Origin of the sequence: Diaphorobacter sp. HDW4A (assembly GCF_011305995.1) — a bacterium.
Lineage (GTDB): Bacteria > Pseudomonadota > Gammaproteobacteria > Burkholderiales > Burkholderiaceae_C > Diaphorobacter_A.
This window is the reverse complement of record NZ_CP049910.1, coordinates 2,258,978-2,274,826: the sequence shown is the minus strand read 5'-3', so window position 1 is coordinate 2,274,826 and position 15,849 is coordinate 2,258,978. Positions and strand designations below refer to the sequence as shown.

Here is a 15,849-nt window from a genome sequence, read left to right as displayed (position 1 = left end):
ATGAAATGGGGACACCCGAAACAACGATGCATCCGTCTCGGGACAGAGGCGCGAATCAGCCATCAGCCAGTCGAGCGGAAGGTGTTTTATCCCCTGCACAAGGCCACATCCATAATACAGATCAATTAGCGAAACGCCGTGCTCGCGAATGCCCTCAAGCAACCTGGAATCCAAGGGCTTTCCCTGAATCCACATTGGGGAAATGCGCTGACTTCACTGGCTTTGCGACTGCCTCAGAATCACCGGATGACTTTCACTTCGCTCCCCACGCCATGCGCTCGATGATCGACTTCAGTTCCTGGACCACGGCGCTGTCCACGATTGCGGGCCTGCTGCTCGTCACCTGTCTGATGATGGGCGTGCGCCTGCTGTTCATGCAGACAATCCAGAAACGGCGCGAACGCGAGAATCGCCAGATCAACGAGCGCCTCAAGACCCTGATCGCCGCCTACAAGACGCTGGGCGGCTCGTTTACCGGAACGCTGGCGGTGCATCCCACACATGTACGTGATCTGCGCATGCAGCAGAGCAACGCCGAGAACGACGATGACGAGCCCGGCGCAGCCGCCCCCACCAGCACCGAACGCCAGCGCCGCGTGCGCGATGCCGTCGAGGCCGCGCTATCCGATGTGATCCTGCTCGGCACGGAGGCCCAGGTGCGAATGGCCGCCCAGGCCGCGCAGGACATGACGGCTGGCCGCAGCATCCACACCAAGGAACTGGTGATCTCCCTGCGCGACTATGTCCGCGACGCGCTGGATCTCGAGCCCATCCCTGCCACCCTCGTCATTCCCGCGCAAGGCCCGCTCCGCCCCTCGACATCGGGTGGCAACAACAGACGCACAGGTGGTGGAACAGGTGGAACACTTGGAGAAGGTGGCGGTGGCGGTAGCGGCAACCGTGCCGGTGGTCAAGGCGGTGGTGGGATGGGCGCGATGGGGCTTGGCATGGGCATGAGCGCTGGTGCGCACCATCTGGGCCCGGAGAGTGAAACCCTCGCGGACGGCACGCGCGCGCCCTGATCACCCCACACTACAATCGCCGGTTTCCATCCTCCAACAAGAACGATTGAATCCCGACATGGCCTTTGCAGACAACCTCCGCCAGCTCCCCTCCGTTGCCCATATCGCCGCCCTGCGTCTGCTGGACGCCTCCGGCAACGAAGTAGCCAGCATTCCGAACGCGCCCGGCAAGACTGGTTCGTTGACCATCTATGCGGCACTCACCGCCAAGCACGGTGCGATCAACGTGGCCGCCGCACGCGAAGGCCTCGAGCTGTTTGCCGAGCACACGGAAGATGCTCGCCAGCATCCCGGCAACCACCCGAACATCGACCGCCTGTTCGACGTGATCGCCAACAGCAAAAGCTATTCGGTGCAGATCGACTCACAGGCCTGATGCATCTGCATCTTCCGATGCCGCAATGAAAAACGGGACCGTTCAAGGTCCCGTTTTCATTCTGATCAGGTCAGCCGAATCAACGGTGCAGCGTTACACCCGTCTTCGATTGAATCTCTTCAAACGTCACGCCGGGCGCCAACTCGACCAGCTTCAGGCCTTCGGACGTCACGTCCATCACGCCAAGGTCGGTGATGATGCGGTCCACCACGCCCACGCCAGTCAACGGCAGCGTGCACTTGGGCAGAATCTTCATGTCGGTCGTGCCGTCCTTCTTCTTGGCGACATGCTCCATCAGCACGATCACGCGCTTGACGCCTGCGACGAGGTCCATCGCGCCGCCCATGCCCTTGACCATCTTGCCAGGAATCATCCAGTTGGCCAGATCACCGTGCTCGCTCACCTGCATCGCGCCGAGGATCGAGAGGTTGATCTTGCCGCCGCGAATCATCGCGAAGGACTGGTCGCTACCGAAGATCGACGAACCTGCGATGGTCGTCACCGTCTGCTTGCCCGCGTTGATCAGATCGGCGTCGACCTTGTCATCCGTCGGAAACGGGCCGATGCCAAGCATGCCGTTTTCCGACTGCAGCCAGACTTCCTTGTCGCCCGTGTGGTTGGCCACGAGCGTGGGGATGCCGATGCCGAGGTTCACATAGAAGCCGTCCTGCAGCTCCTGCGCCGCACGCGCGGCCATTTGGTCTTGCGTCCACGCCATGGTCAGGCTCCTTGCTTTTCGGTGATGGTGCGCTTTTCGATGCGCTTTTCGGGGGCGGCGTTCAGCACGATGCGGTGCACGTAGATGCCTGGCAGATGAATCTCATCCGGTGCCATGGCGCCGGTCTCGACGATCTCCTCGACTTCCACGATGCAGATCTTGCCCGCGGTAGCGGCCGCAGGGTTGAAGTTGCGGGCTGTCAGGTGGAACTGCAGGTTGCCGGACTTGTCGGCGCGCCATGCCTTCACGAGCGACACCTCGGGGACGAGCGAACGCTCCATCACATAGGTTTCGCCGTCGAACTCGCGCAGTTCCTTGCCTTCGGCCACCAGCGTGCCGACGCCGGTCTTGGTGAAGAACGCCGGAATGCCAGCGCCGCCCGCACGCAGTTTTTCGGCCAGCGTGCCCTGGGGCGTGAACTCGAGCTCGAGCTCGCCCGCCAGATACTGGCGCTCGAACTCCTTGTTCTCGCCCACGTAGCTGGCGATCATCTTCTTGATCTGGCGGGTTTCCAGCAGCTTGCCGAGGCCAAAACCGTCAACACCTGCATTGTTGGAAATCACCGTGAGGTCCTTGGCGCCGGAGTCCTTGAGCGCATCGATCAGCGCCTCGGGAATGCCGCAAAGGCCGAAACCACCCACGGCCATGAGCTGACCGTCAGCCACCACGCCCTTGAGCGCGTCGGCGGCGGAAGGAAATACTTTGTTCACTACTGTCTCCTGATGAAGGAATGAATCTGGAATGCGCTACGATACTACGTATTCAGATAGGTAGTTTTTCGTAAATACAAACACGGCAGGCGCACGAGCAACAAGATGGATACCGCAGATTACCGACTCTCGTTCGAGATGGCACCCGTTGGCTTGGTGATCTCGCGCAACCGCATCATGGTGGACTGCAATCGCCACGTCTGCGAGATGTTCGGAGCCTCCCGCGAGCTGCTGATCGGCCAGTCGTTCAGCATTCTCTACCCAAGCGTAGACGAATACGAGCGCCTCGGCAAACGCATGGAGCCGATTCTCAACGCCAAGGGCCGCTACGCCGACAACCGCATCATGAAGCGCGCGAGCGGCGAGGTCTTCTGGTGCCACGTCTCGGGCCGCGCCCTCAACCGCGACGACCCGCATGCCTCAGGCATCTGGAGTTTTGAGGACCTGAGCGAGGAGCGCCCGGTCAAGGCCGAACTCACTGGCCGCGAACGCGAAGTCGCCGCCCGTCTGCTCGACGGCATGACCTCCAAGGAAATCGGCCGGGCTCTCGACATCAGCCACCGCACCGTGGAAATCTACCGCGCACGGCTGATGCGCAAGTACGGCGCGTCCACGGCGGCGGATCTGGTGCAGAAGCTGCTGGTGGGATAACGCGCCTCCAAGGCCCGCGCCCCTACTCGGGCTGAATGCCCACGGACTTCGCCACTTGCGCCCAGCGGGCAACCTCGTCCTTCATGTAGCCGCCGAACTGCGCGGGGGTGGACTGGTGCAACTGCACGCCGATGGAGCTGAACTGCTTTTGCAATTCAGGATCCATCACCGCCTTGTTCACCGCCGCATTGAGCTTCTGCACGATGGCGTCTGGCGTGCCTGCGGGCAGCAGCACACACTGCCAGGTCGACATCGCATAGCCCGCGAGACCGCCCTCCGCCACCGTCGGCACATCAGGTAGCAGCGGGGAACGCTGCGCCCCGCCCACGGCGATAGCCCGCACCCGGCTGTCCTTGATGAAGGGGTAGGACGAGCTTAGCGCATCCAGCATGAACTGCACGCTGCCGCCCAGCAGATCGGCCATCGCCGGAGCTGTCCCCTTATAGGGCACATGCACGGCGCTCGCGCCCAGCATCTGCAGCAGCACTTCGATGCCCAGGTGGGTGATGTTGCCGTTGCCGCCCGAGCCGTAGCTGAGCTTGCCCGGATGGGCCTTCAGGTACTGCACGAATTCGGCGAAGTTCTTCACAGGCAGATCGTTGCTCACCACGATGACCGTGTTGATCGACGCCGGCATGGCCACCGGCGCGAAGCTGCGCAGTGGATCGAAGTTCAGCTTCTTGTACTGCACCGGCACGATGGTGATGCCCGAGGTCTGATACAGCGCCGTGTAGCCGTCCGGCGCTGCGCGCGCGACAAATTCTGTGCCGATGTTGCCCGCCGCACCCAGCTTGCTCTCCACGTACACCGACTGCCCCAGCGTCCGCCCGATGTGCGCCGCCAGCGCCCTGCCGACCACGTCGGTCGGCCCACCGGCCGCGAGCGGCATGACCAGCTTGACGGGCTTGTTCGGCCAGTCGCTCTGCGCCTGCGCGCTCGAAAATCCAATGCTGCCCAATGCACCCATCGCAGCCATTGCCTGCCGTCGGTTCAGTTCCATGTCTTTGTCTCCTGCTTGTAGTGATGTCGTGCTGTCGTCGTCTGTGAAAAAATCAGTCCTGCGCTTTGGACGTGGAGGGCATGGCGGTCACGCCCGAGACCAGCAAGGCGTCGATCTCCGCATCGGTGAACCCCGCCTCGGCCAGCACCTCGCGCCCATGTTCTCCGGCTCGCGGTGCGGGGCGCGACACGCGGGGCTGGGTCTTCGACCAGGTCGAGGGAATGCCGATCTGGCACACGCGCCCCTCCGTGGGATGCTCGACCTGCTGCAGAAAGCCCACGGCCTGCAGATGCGGGTCTTCCATCAGCGAATCCATGTCGTGCATGGGCATGACGGGGATGTCTGCGGCTTCGAGCAGCGCGGTCCACTGCGCGGTCGTACGCGTGGTCATGATCTCGGCGAGCAGCGCGTAGAGCGCGTGGATATGCTCGGTGCGTTTGTCGATGCTGCTGAATCTCGGATCTGTCTCGAACACCTCGGGCTTGCCGATCAGCCGGAAGAAGGTCTGCCACTGCTTGTCGTTGTAGAGCAGCACGCAGAGATAGCCGTCGCTCGTCGCATAAGGGCGGCGGTTCGGGTTGAGAATGCGCGCATAACCGCTCGGACCGACGGCGGGCTCGTAGCTGCGCCCGCACATGTGGTCGGAGAGCGTGAACTGCGCCATGGTCTCGAACATCGGCACCTCGACCGCCTGCCCCTCGCCCGAGCGCTCGCGCCAGAACAGCGCCGAGGTCACCGCGTTCACCGCAGCGAGCCCGACGATGCGGTCCGCCAGCGGGCTCGGCGCGTAGCGCGGTACATCGCTTCCAGCCTGTACCGAGAGCGCAGGAATCCCGGCCGCGCCCTGGATCAGATCGTCATACGCGGGCTTGGCCGCATACGGCCCGCTCTGGCCGTAACCCACGCAGCCCACATAGACAATGCGCGAATTGACCGCACGCACCGCTTCATATGACAAGCCCAGACGCGCCATGGCCTGCGGCCGCACGTTGTAGATCAGCACATCGGCATCGGCCACGAGGTGCATCAGCACGGCGATTCCGGCCGGCTGCTTCAGATCGAGCACCACGCTGCGCTTGCTGCGGTTGGCGTGCATGAAGATCGCCGCCATCCCCGCATTCTTGCGAGGACCGACGCCGCGCACACCATCGCCGCCGGGCGGCTCCACCTTGATCACGTCGGCGCCGTAGTCCCCGAGAATCTGGGTCGCGAACGGACCCATGAGCACCGTGGTGAGATCGATGACGCGCACACCGCTCAGCGGCCCGCCTGTGTTCGAAGTCATGTCTGTCATATTCAAATCCCCATCAAACCATCGAAATAACTTCGGCAAGAGACCTCATCTCAGACCTCCTCGACCGGCGTGGGCGCGAGCGAATCGCGCGTGAAATCGCAGAGAGTCAGCGGGCTCTTCAGCACCGCGTCCCCCAGCAGTTCGGCACATTCCGCATCGGTGTCGCCCACCGCTCGCAACTCATGCAGGCGTGCGGTGAACACACCCAGCATGTGTTCCTGCGTGATGCCGATGGCGCCGTGCACCGCATGGGCCAGCGCAGCCACACGCAGCGCCGCATCGCTTGCATTGAGTTTGGCGGATGCGGCAAGCAGCCGGTCCGGCTCAATCCCGGCCGCGGCGCAACCCATGCGCGCCGCCAACGCAGCCATTCCCGCCTGCTCCGCAAGCACGGCCAGATCCTGCTGGATCGCCTGAAATTGCCCGATGGCACGGCCGAACTGGTGCCGGTCGTTGGCGTACTGCACGCTGAGATCCAGCACCCGCCCCATGGTGCCCGCCATCACGCTCGCATGCATCGCGTTGCAGAAGTTCGAGGCCGATTCACTCGGCTTCTTGGCGAAGCGCACGATTGCAGTGTCTTTGGTTTCCCAACGGAGCGCCGCCGATGCCGTCGGACGATAAATGCCGGGCGTCGACTGCGCAGCGGATACAGGCATCAGCAGCCACTGTTCGCCGTCATCCACCAGCACATGGCTGGCGAGTCGCGAGCCGGGAATGTCGGCACATGTCCAGCCCCGACCATTGTCCGTGGACACAACGCTGGCTAACGCAATGCAGCTTCCCTCCGATATCCAACCCACGCGGCTCAACAGCGCCCGCGCGACCATGGTCTCGCCCAGCGGATGGCTCACACCAGCTCTTGCGGCGGCGACGACCAGCGGCTCGACATGGGCCAGCCCGAGCCCCGCGCCGCGCCGTTCCGTCGGAATCAGGGCATCGTTGAAGCCCAGCGCGTCAATGTCGCCCCACAGCGCAGCTGCGGCGCCATCTGCGCCCGACTCAACGGCGCGCACGCGCTCGTCACCGCAGAAGTCCGCCAGCGCGGCTTCCCACATTGCAGAGTACGAATTGCTCATGAAAAACATTCCTCAACGAAGACCGAGGCCGCGCGCGATGATTCCGCGCATGATCTGGCGCGTGCCGCCGCGCAGCGAAAACGTGGGTGCGATCTGGGTGACATAGGCCAGACTGCGCATCAGTTCGCCATGGCGCACGGTGGCTGGCAGCTCGTGCAGCGTGCCGCGTATCCAATCGGGCACGCTCTGCTCGAACTCGGTGCCAAGGTCCTTCACGAAGGCTGCCTCCAGATCGGGCTGCTCATGGCGATCGAGCTTGGCCGCCACGGCGAGTGACATCGCGCGCAGCACCGCGAGCCTCGCTGCGATGCGCCCTGCTGTGGCGCGCACGTTCGGCCCTCCATGGTCTGCAGCCCGCGCAGCGGCCAGCCACGTGTCCGCCAGAACGATGCTCGAGAGAATGCGCTCCGGCCCGCTGCGTTCAAACGCCAACTCGGCGGTCACCTGTTTCCAGCCAGACCCCTCCTCGCCCACCAGCGCATCGGCTGGCAGCCCCACGTTGTCGAACAGCACTTCGTTGAAATGTGTGTCGCCCACGATGTCCTTGAGTGGCCGCACGCTGATGCCCGGCGACTTCATGTCGATCAGCATCTGCGACAGCCCCTTGTGCCGGTCCTCGGCCGTGCCCGAGGTGCGCACCAGCGCGCACATCCAGTCGGCGCGATGGGCGTTGGTGGTCCAGATCTTGCGGCCGTTGAGCACCCAGCCCGTATCGGTGCGCGTGGCGCGGGTGCGCACGCTGGCGAGGTCGGAGCCGGTATCGGGCTCGCTCATGCCAATGCAGAAAACGATGTCGCAGGCAGTAATGAGCGGCAGAAAGAACTGGCGCTGCGCCTCGCTGCCGAAGCGCAGGATCAGTTGCGATGTCTGGCGGTCTGCGATCCAGTGCGCGGCCACCGGTGCACCTGCGAAAAGCAGTTCCTCGCTCAGCACAAAGCGCGAAAAACCGCTGCGACCACCGCCGCCGTAGCGCGTGGGCAGCGTGAGCCCCACCCAGCCTTGGCGGGCCAGCGCCCGGCTGAAATTCAGGTCGTAACCAAGCCACGAACGCGAGCGCACATCTGCGGGCATTCCACGCAGCGCGTCACCCAGAAATGCGCGCACATTCTGCCTGAGCGCCTCGTCCTCGGCGGGAATGGCCGCGAGTGGCAGTGAAGTCAGTGTAGAGTTCATGTCACGAATTTATGGAGGCTCGCCAAGAGCGTCCAATACCAATTGGAGACTTCGCGATACGCGAGATGTATAGCCCATGGAACTGCGCCAGCTCAGGCAGGTGATCATGCTTGCCGAGACCCTGAATTTCCGCCGCGCGGCCGAACGCCTGCACATGGCACAGCCGCCGCTGTCCACGTCGATCAAGAAGCTGGAAGACGAGCTTGGCGTTCTGCTGTTCGAGCGCCTGCCCACGGGTTTGAAGATCACGCCTGCGGGCAAGATGGTGCTCAGACATGCGCAGCACATGGTATTTAGCGCTGAGCAGATCAAACGTGCAGCCAAGGAAGGCGAGACCGGCGATCAAGGCACGCTGCGCCTGGGCTTTGTGGGTTCGGCCACCTACTCGCTGATGCCGCGCATCATCCGCGCGTTTCGCGGCAAGTACCCGCGCGTGGAAACGATGATCGAGGAGTCCACCACGCTCGAGTTGCTCAAGCGCGTGGAGAACCATGCCATCGACGTGGCGCTGGTGCGCTACCCCATTCTGGAGCGCGGCAACGTGGAGCTGACGCTGCTCAGGCCCGAGCGCATGAAGCTCGCCGTGAGCGCTGATTCACCGTTCGCAGGACGAGCCTCGGTGTCGATTGCAGAGATCGCCGAAGAGCCCTTCATCATCTACGCGCGCGACCGCGTCCCCGCAATGTACACACACATCATGCAGGCGTTCTCAGAAGCGGGCGTGATGCCGCGAATCGCGCAGGAAGCGGTACAGGTTCAGCATGTTCTTGGCTTGGTGGAAAGCGGCCTCGGCGTCGCGCTCGTGCCCGAAACCTCCGCGCGCTACGCTGGCAACGCGGTGGTACTGGTGAACATCGATCCTCAGCCCAAGGCCCTGCAGGTGGGCCTCGCATTGGCCTGTCTGCCCGACGCACTGACACCCACCGCTCGAAATTTCATCGCCACGGCCCATGCCGTGGTGCAGGAACCCGAAACCTGACGTCTACGGCCTGAATAAACATCGGGCCAACTCACTCCACCGGAATGTTGGCGATCTTGACGATGCGCTTGGTCTTCTCGATCTCGGCCAACTGGAAATCAGTGAACTGCTGCGCGCTGCCGGTGAAGACCGTGCCACCCATCTTCTGAATGAACGCCATGCCCTCCGAGCCATTCAGCGTGGAGCGCACGATGTCGCCGACGCGCTGTGCAATCTCCTTGGGCACCTTGGCGGGGAAATACACGCCGGTCCAAGCATAAGCCTCATACCCCTTGTGGTCCAATTCTTCGGCGGTCGGCACGTCGGGCAATTCGCGATGGCGCTGCGAATCCGCCACCGCCAGCGCACGCAGCTTGCCACCGTGGATCAGCGGCAGCACCGAGCTCACCTCGGCAATCGAGTAGTCGCACACGCCAGCAGCGAGATCAGTGATCGCGGGACCGGTGCCCTTGTAGTTCACCGCCGTACCTTTGATGCCATTGCGTTCATGGAACTGCTCCATCGCGATCTGATAGCTCGGCGTGCCGCTCGCGAAATTCAGCTTGCCGGGCGCGGCCTTCATCGCCACAACCAACTCCGCCAGTGTCTTATAGGGCGAACTCGCGGGCACGACGATGATCATGGGAAATCGAGCAATCGACGCCACTGGCGTGAAGTCGCGGATCGGGTCATAGGGCAGCTTCTTGAACACCGCCGCATTCGTCACCATCGGCGTGTTGCTGGCCACAAACATGGTGTAGCCGTCCGGTGCTGCGTCCACCACCGCCTTCGCCGCGATGAAACTGTTGGCACCGGGCTTGTTCTCCACCACAAAGGGCTGCCCCAACTGCTGCGCCAGATGCTGCGCGAGAAAACGTGCCGTCGTGTCCGCACCGCTGCCCGGCGGCAGCGACACGATCACCTTGACCATCTTTTCCGGGTAGGTCGCCGCGAAGGCCGTTGGCATAGCCAGCGCAGCCAGCGCGACCGATGCGAGCGCCAGTACGCCGCAGAGTGTGCGTCGTTTCATGTTCTGTCTCCTGTTCGTTATGTGAATGTCCAACCGAGCCGCGCCAACTACTTCATGCGCCGTTCCAAAAACCCCGCGAGCGCCGCGTCATGCTCGGCCGTGTGATGCGCTAACGCCTGAAATCCCGCTGACATCTCAAGCAGCGTATCGAGACGCGTGTGCTGCCCTTCTCGGATCAGCCGCTTGGTCATGCGCAGCGCATGCGGCGGATTGACGGCAATGCGGCGCGCCAACTGCAGCGACGCATCCATCAACTCGGCATCAGGCACCACCCGCGATACCAAACCAAACGCTAACGCCTGCTGCGCATCGAACGCATCGCCTGTGAACGCCATTTCGCAGGCGTTGGACATGCCGATGGCGCGCGGCAGCAGCCACGCCCCTCCATCACCCGCGATCAGCCCCAGCTTGACAAAGGTCTCGCAGAACACCGCGCTCTGGGCGGCGATACGGATATCGCACATCGTGGCGAGATCGTTGCCCGCGCCATAAGCTGGCCCGTTCACCGCCGCAATCGTCGGCACCTCCAGATTGCACCATGCAAGGGGCAATCGCTGAATCCCATTGCGGTATGCCTGACGGGACAGCGGCGGCTCACCGAGCCCCGCCCCCATCTTGTCGCGAATCGACTTGAGGTTGCCGCCCGACGAAAACACCGGCCCCGCCCCCGTCAACACGACAGCGCGAATGGAAAGATCGGCATTGATCTGCTCACAGCAACCCACGAACTCCTCCACGACTCCGTCGTCAGACAGCGCATTGCGCGTTTCGGGCCGGTTCATGGTGACGATGAGCACCGGACCGGCCTGTTCGAGTTTCAGAAATGAGGTCATGGGCACATGCTAGTGAGGCCATGCTCGTTGGGAAATTACTTTGTTTGTGTCGGCTGATATACGGGAGGTATCAGGTGCGACCCGTGTGGGATTGAAGTCACTGACGACTGACCCATCACAACAGAACGGGAAATGCTCGACCGGCAGGAACGCCTCTGAAGCCCATCTTGCGTTGTTGCAACACATGGGGAATCTGCGTCGATACAGTTTTCCGACCCATTCCAACGTGGGTGGGAATTCCACTCTAAAAATTCAACGGCACAAGAAAATGAATCTTCAAACGCTCCAAAGAACATCCGCCCCCTTCCTCCTGTCGATCCTGCTTGCAACAGGTTTGAGTGCCTGCGGTGGATCCGACAGCGATTCGGCAAGCGCCTCGACCACAGCAGTCAGCGACCAAACCGTCGAGCCCGTGAGTCAGGCCGAAAAGGTTTCCAGCCCATACATCGCAACGGACCTGGAGCCAGTGAACATCACACCTACGGTTATCGACCTCGGCACCTACACCGTTGCCAAAAGCTCAGAAATTACGAGTAGCCATGGAGTCGCCAAAGTGGGCGTCTCTCGGGACAGTGCCACCACTTCCACGACGTCCCTGGTTTCCAGTCAACTGAACTGGAATCCAACACCACTTGGCGGAAAAATATCGGCCATTCAATTCATCTCTTCAGGCGCATACGAAGTGCGACTGGGTTTGGAGATTGGACAGATTCCAGCCGGCGCCATCTTCCGAACCTACCCCGGCAACACCCGCACGGAGGCCAGTCAAACCACCGGGGCGCAGATCCTTGAGATCATCCAGGCCAACAAGCAATCCGGGGACACGACGGACGATGCCAGCATGTGGTGGGCACCCAGCGTCGAGGACGATGTCATCACGATGGAGATCGAACTTCCGCCAGGCGCATCCATCGATGAACTGCAGTTCACGATTCCGAAAATCATTCATGTCTATGCCAATTCTGCGGCCGTCGCCTTGAAGGCCAACATGATCTCGGCCGAAACGCGGGCAGCCGGCGACTCCGCAACTTGCGAACTGGATTCGAGCTGCTATGCCGAATACACGACCACTCGCAACTCCGTCATGCTGATCAAGTACCTGCAAGGCGGCGACTACTACCAGTGCACAGCCACGCTGCTGAACAACACGAAGGCGAACCGCGTGCCCTACGTGGCCACAGCCAATCACTGCATATCGAAACAAACCGTGGCGTCGACCATTGAGAGCACATGGTTCTTCCATTCCAGCAGTTGCAACTCGCTGACCTACAGCAGCGGCACGAAAAGCAGAAACGGTGCCACATTGCTGTCCACCCAAACCAATCCAGACTTCACGCTGCTGCGCCTCAACGACACGCCTCCCACTGGCGTCACCTATGCGGGTTGGACCACATCCAAGATCGCCAACGGAACATCCGTAGTCGGCATCCATCATCCCGCTGGCGACCTGCAGAAAATCAGTTTCGGGGCTGTGAAGTCCGCTCTGAATTGCACAATCAACGCCGATAGCTCCATCTCCTGCGCCGACAGCTACTCGAGCAGCGGCAACATGGTTCAGATCGCCTGGAGCAAAGGTATCACCGAAGTCGGCAGCAGCGGCTCTGCCATTTTTGCCAGCGGGAAATATGTCGGCTTGCTTTCGGGGGGAACCTCCACCTGTCATAGTGGTGATGATCTGTACACCCGATTCGATCAGGCCTTCACGGCCGTGAAAGCCTGGCTGGCGCCCAGTTCAAGTTGATCAGTTCTTCCGCTCAGTTGGCCGGGCGGATTGAAATGAACGTCTGTCTCAATCCGCAGAAGCGCCCGACTGTTTCACAGCCTTGCCCCACTCCACAATCTCGCTTGCGATGAACTTGTCCATTTCCTGCGGGGTGCTCGGGTCAGGCTCGGAGCCGCGGTCGCGGATGAATTTCTGCATCTCATCACTTTTGAGGATCGCGACGGCCTCACTATTGAGCTTTTCGACAACGGCCTTGGGCGTTCCCTTTGGAGCCATCAGGCCAAGCCAGCCCACTGCCTCAAAGCCCTTGAACTCAGGCAGCCCGGACTCTGCAATCGTCGGCACGTTGGGCAACTGGCTGGAGCGGCCAGATGATGTCACGCCCAAGGGAATCGCCTTACCCGCCTGGATATTGGCCAGCGCTGCAGTGACCGAGTCAACCATCAGCGGCACCTGACCGCCCAGAAAGTCCGCCTGCGCGGGGCCACTGCCCTTGTAAGGCACATGCATGAGATCGAGCTTGGTGCGCGCCTTCACCATCTCGCCGCTCAAGTGCTGCGTGCCGCCAATGCCTGCGCTGGCGTAGCTCCATTTGCCGGGTTCGGTGCGCACCTTGCTGACGAGGTCCTTCATGTCATGCAAACCGGTCTTGGGATTGGCGAGGAACACCAATGGCACCTTGGCGATCATCGTCACACCCACGAGATCCTTGCGCGGGTCGAAGTTCACCTTCTTGTACAGCGTCTGATTCACCGCCATCGCGCTACCCGCCACGACAAGCGTGTAGCCATCGGGCTCGGAGCGAACGACGAATTCGGTGCCGATGTTGCTGCCCGCCCCTGCCTTGTTATCCACCACGACCGCCTGACCAAGCTTCTGCCCCAGCTTTTCAGCCAGTGCGCGGGCGAAGATATCGGTCGCCTGCCCGGGCGGGAACGGCACGATTAGCTTGACGGGCTTGTCGGGATAGGCCGCCAGAACCACGTTGCTCGTCGCCAGCAACGCAGCGGCTGCCAGCAAAGTTTTTGTCTTCCTGATCATCATCTTCATCGCTGTCTTCCAAAGAATCTGAAGAATGATGATAGTGCCCGGTTTCCTCTGAACCCCTCTCGGCGACAACAGAGAATTCAGGGCTTACCCGCAGATCATATTGTGCGGAAGCGCCTCGAAATCCAGTATCCCAAAGTCGGCGCTACTGAAACGGCGAAACAACAGCACTTCACCGGCGTCGGGATGAACCCCCGCCGCACTCACTCCTGACGCACGTCGAAGGGCATCAACGGTTCGAATGGATGAGGCGGGGAATCGAGCACAGTCATTTGCCAAGTTCGCAACCAATACAAGATATTGGCCCAGTTTTCTGCGGGCGATCCCAGTATCCTCAGCCAACAAAAAAGCAGCCGAAGCTGCTTTCCTGTTGAAGCTCGATCTACAGCTTGCTTACTTGCGCACCGGTGGCACGTCCGTGCAAGTGCCGTGCGCCACTTCCGCTGCCATGCCGATGGATTCGCCCAGTGTGGGGTGCGGGTGGATGGTCTTGCCGATGTCCACGGTGTCTGCGCCCATTTCAATCGCCAAAGCGACTTCGCTGATCATGTCCCCAGCGTGGGTGCCGACCATGCCGCCGCCCAGGATTCGGCCGTGGCCGTGGGCTTCTGGTGAATCGTCGAACAGCAGCTTGGTGAAGCCTTCATCGCGGCCATTGGCGATGGCGCGGCCGGAGGCTGCCCATGGGAACATGCCCTTCTTGACCTTGATACCCTGTGCCTTCGCCTGATCTTCGGTGAGGCCAACCCATGCCACTTCGGGGTCGGTATAGGCCACACTTGGAATCACGCGGGCGTTGAAGGCGGCCGAGGCCAGCTCCTTGTTGCCTTGTAGTTCGCCTGCGATAACTTCAGCGGCCACATGCGCTTCATGCACGGCTTTGTGCGCGAGCATGGGTTGGCCGACGATGTCGCCGATGGCGAAGATGTGCGGCACGTTGGTACGCATCTGGATGTCGACGTTGATGAAGCCGCGATCCGTGACGGAAACGCCCGCCTTTTCAGCGCCGATCTTCTTGCCATTGGGCGTGCGGCCCACGGCTTGCAGAACCAGATCGTAGGTCTGTGGCTCGGGGACGGTAACGCCCTCCTTCGCTGCTTCGAACGTGACCTTGATACCTTCGGGTGTAGCTTCGGCGCCCACGGTCTTGGTGTTGACCATGATGTTGTCGAAACGCGGTGCGTTCATCTTTTGCCAGACCTTGACCAAATCGCGATCAGCGCCTTGCATCAGGCCGTCCATCATTTCTACGACGTCAAGACGCGAGCCGAGCGTGGAATACACGGTGCCCATTTCCAGGCCGATGATGCCGCCGCCCAGAATCAACATGCGTTTGGGCACGTTCTTCAGATCCAGCGCGCCGGTCGAATCGACCACGCGTTCGTCCTTGGGCATGAATGGCAGATGCACGGCTTGCGAGCCTGCGGCAATGATGGCGTTCTTGAATTGAACGACCTTCTTGGTGCCGGTCTTCTCTTGACCGTCGCCCGTGGTTTCTTCGACTTCGAGGTGGTTCGCACCCACGAAGTTGCCGTAGCCGCGAACAATGGTCACCTTGCGCATCTTGGCCATCTGACCCAGACCACCGGTGAGCTTGCCGATGACCTTGTCCTTGTGTCCACGCAATTGATCGATGTTGACCTCGGGAGCGGCAAACTTGACGCCAGCGACTTCGAGGTGCTTGACCTCGTCCATCACCGCCGCCACGTGCAACAGCGCCTTGGATGGGATGCAGCCCACGTTCAGGCATACACCGCCAAGCGTCTTGTAGCGCTCGACCACGACGACCTTCAGGCCCAGATCGGCTGCACGGAATGCAGCCGAGTAACCGCCAGGACCCCCGCCGATGACGACTACGTCGCAGTCCAGATCGACCGTACCGCTGAAGTTGCTGGCCACGGGTGCTGGAGCTGCAACAACGGGTTGCGCTGCCACAGGTGCAGCCACCGCCACGTTGTCGCCCTTGGGCGCAGCAAGCGATGCCGAATCCGCGCCGACTTCCATGCTCACGATCGCCGAGCCTTCGGAGACGCGGTCGCCGATCTTGACCAGAATGGCCTTGACCACGCCAGCGTGGCTCGATGGGATTTCCATCGAAGCCTTGTCGCTTTCAACAGTCATCAGCGACTGATCGACTTCGATTTTGTCGCCGGGTTTGACCAGCAGTTCGATCACGCCAACGTCTGCGAAGTCGCCAATGTCGGGAACCTTGATATCAATGATTGCCATGATGCA

The 15,849-nt window shown here is 61.7% G+C and carries 15 protein-coding genes; 5 read left to right on the top strand and 10 right to left on the bottom strand.

Annotated elements, in window-relative coordinates:
* Nucleotides 1-272: 272 nt before the first annotated feature.
* Complete coding sequence (locus G7047_RS10230; RefSeq protein ID WP_166304469.1) at nucleotides 273-1,022, top strand: hypothetical protein; 750 nt, start codon at nucleotides 273-275, stop codon at nucleotides 1,020-1,022.
* A 58-nt stretch (nucleotides 1,023-1,080) separates the two neighbouring features.
* Entirely contained in the window at nucleotides 1,081-1,398 is a 318-nt protein-coding gene (locus G7047_RS10225) for a DUF2322 family protein (RefSeq protein WP_166304466.1), read from the top strand.
* 79 nt (nucleotides 1,399-1,477) lie between these two features.
* Here G7047_RS10225 and G7047_RS10220 read toward each other — a convergent pair whose 3' ends face one another.
* Both G7047_RS10220 and G7047_RS10215 read right to left on the bottom strand, forming a co-directional pair.
* Nucleotides 1,478-2,116 carry a 3-oxoacid CoA-transferase subunit B gene (locus tag G7047_RS10220; RefSeq protein WP_166304463.1) on the bottom strand — a complete coding sequence of 213 codons (639 nt, stop codon included), beginning with the start codon at nucleotides 2,114-2,116 and terminating at the stop codon, nucleotides 1,478-1,480.
* Between the two features lie 2 nt (nucleotides 2,117-2,118).
* Nucleotides 2,119-2,826, bottom strand: coding sequence for a CoA transferase subunit A (locus G7047_RS10215; RefSeq protein WP_166304460.1), 708 nt, complete (start codon nucleotides 2,824-2,826; stop codon nucleotides 2,119-2,121).
* A 105-nt stretch (nucleotides 2,827-2,931) separates the two neighbouring features.
* Between G7047_RS10215 and G7047_RS10210 the strand changes: the two genes are divergently transcribed.
* Nucleotides 2,932-3,477: a PAS and helix-turn-helix domain-containing protein gene (locus tag G7047_RS10210; RefSeq protein WP_166304457.1), complete on the top strand. Its 546-nt coding sequence runs from the start codon at nucleotides 2,932-2,934 to the stop codon at nucleotides 3,475-3,477.
* A gap of 22 nt (nucleotides 3,478-3,499) precedes the next feature.
* On the opposite strand, the gene G7047_RS10205 is transcribed toward G7047_RS10210, so the two are convergent.
* The 4 genes from G7047_RS10205 to G7047_RS10190 are packed head-to-tail and all read right to left on the bottom strand — an operon-like array spanning nucleotide 3,500 to nucleotide 8,023.
* A complete protein-coding gene (locus G7047_RS10205) occupies nucleotides 3,500-4,477 on the bottom strand; it encodes a tripartite tricarboxylate transporter substrate binding protein (RefSeq protein WP_166304454.1) in 978 nt (325 codons plus the stop codon).
* A 52-nt stretch (nucleotides 4,478-4,529) separates the two neighbouring features.
* Entirely contained in the window at nucleotides 4,530-5,762 is a 1,233-nt protein-coding gene (locus G7047_RS10200; protein ID WP_166304451.1) for a CaiB/BaiF CoA-transferase family protein, read from the bottom strand.
* 59 nt (nucleotides 5,763-5,821) lie between these two features.
* On the bottom strand, nucleotides 5,822-6,850 hold the full coding sequence (locus G7047_RS10195; RefSeq protein ID WP_166304448.1) for an acyl-CoA dehydrogenase family protein: 1,029 nt from the start codon (nucleotides 6,848-6,850) through the stop codon (nucleotides 5,822-5,824).
* A 12-nt stretch (nucleotides 6,851-6,862) separates the two neighbouring features.
* Nucleotides 6,863-8,023, bottom strand: a complete 1,161-nt coding sequence (locus G7047_RS10190; RefSeq protein WP_166304444.1) for an acyl-CoA dehydrogenase family protein — start codon at nucleotides 8,021-8,023, stop codon at nucleotides 6,863-6,865.
* Nucleotides 8,024-8,099: 76 nt separating this feature from the next.
* Between G7047_RS10190 and G7047_RS10185 the strand changes: the two genes are divergently transcribed.
* Nucleotides 8,100-9,002, top strand: coding sequence for a LysR family transcriptional regulator (locus tag G7047_RS10185; RefSeq protein WP_166304441.1), 903 nt, complete (start codon nucleotides 8,100-8,102; stop codon nucleotides 9,000-9,002).
* A 31-nt stretch (nucleotides 9,003-9,033) separates the two neighbouring features.
* On the opposite strand, the gene G7047_RS10180 is transcribed toward G7047_RS10185, so the two are convergent.
* Entirely contained in the window at nucleotides 9,034-10,011 is a 978-nt protein-coding gene (locus G7047_RS10180) for a tripartite tricarboxylate transporter substrate binding protein (protein ID WP_166304438.1), read from the bottom strand.
* A 47-nt stretch (nucleotides 10,012-10,058) separates the two neighbouring features.
* Nucleotides 10,059-10,844, bottom strand: a complete 786-nt coding sequence (locus tag G7047_RS10175; protein ID WP_166304433.1) for a crotonase/enoyl-CoA hydratase family protein — start codon at nucleotides 10,842-10,844, stop codon at nucleotides 10,059-10,061.
* Nucleotides 10,845-11,112: 268 nt separating this feature from the next.
* Between G7047_RS10175 and G7047_RS10170 the strand changes: the two genes are divergently transcribed.
* A complete protein-coding gene (locus tag G7047_RS10170; protein WP_166304429.1) occupies nucleotides 11,113-12,585 on the top strand; it encodes a serine protease in 1,473 nt (490 codons plus the stop codon).
* A 48-nt stretch (nucleotides 12,586-12,633) separates the two neighbouring features.
* Here the strand turns inward: G7047_RS10170 and G7047_RS10165 are convergent, their stop codons facing one another.
* Nucleotides 12,634-13,617, bottom strand: a complete 984-nt coding sequence (locus tag G7047_RS10165) for a tripartite tricarboxylate transporter substrate binding protein (RefSeq protein WP_240939435.1) — start codon at nucleotides 13,615-13,617, stop codon at nucleotides 12,634-12,636.
* Between the two features lie 390 nt (nucleotides 13,618-14,007).
* Entirely contained in the window at nucleotides 14,008-15,843 is a 1,836-nt protein-coding gene (gene lpdA, locus G7047_RS10160) for a dihydrolipoyl dehydrogenase (RefSeq protein WP_166304425.1), read from the bottom strand.
* Nucleotides 15,844-15,849: the final 6 nt, after the last annotated feature.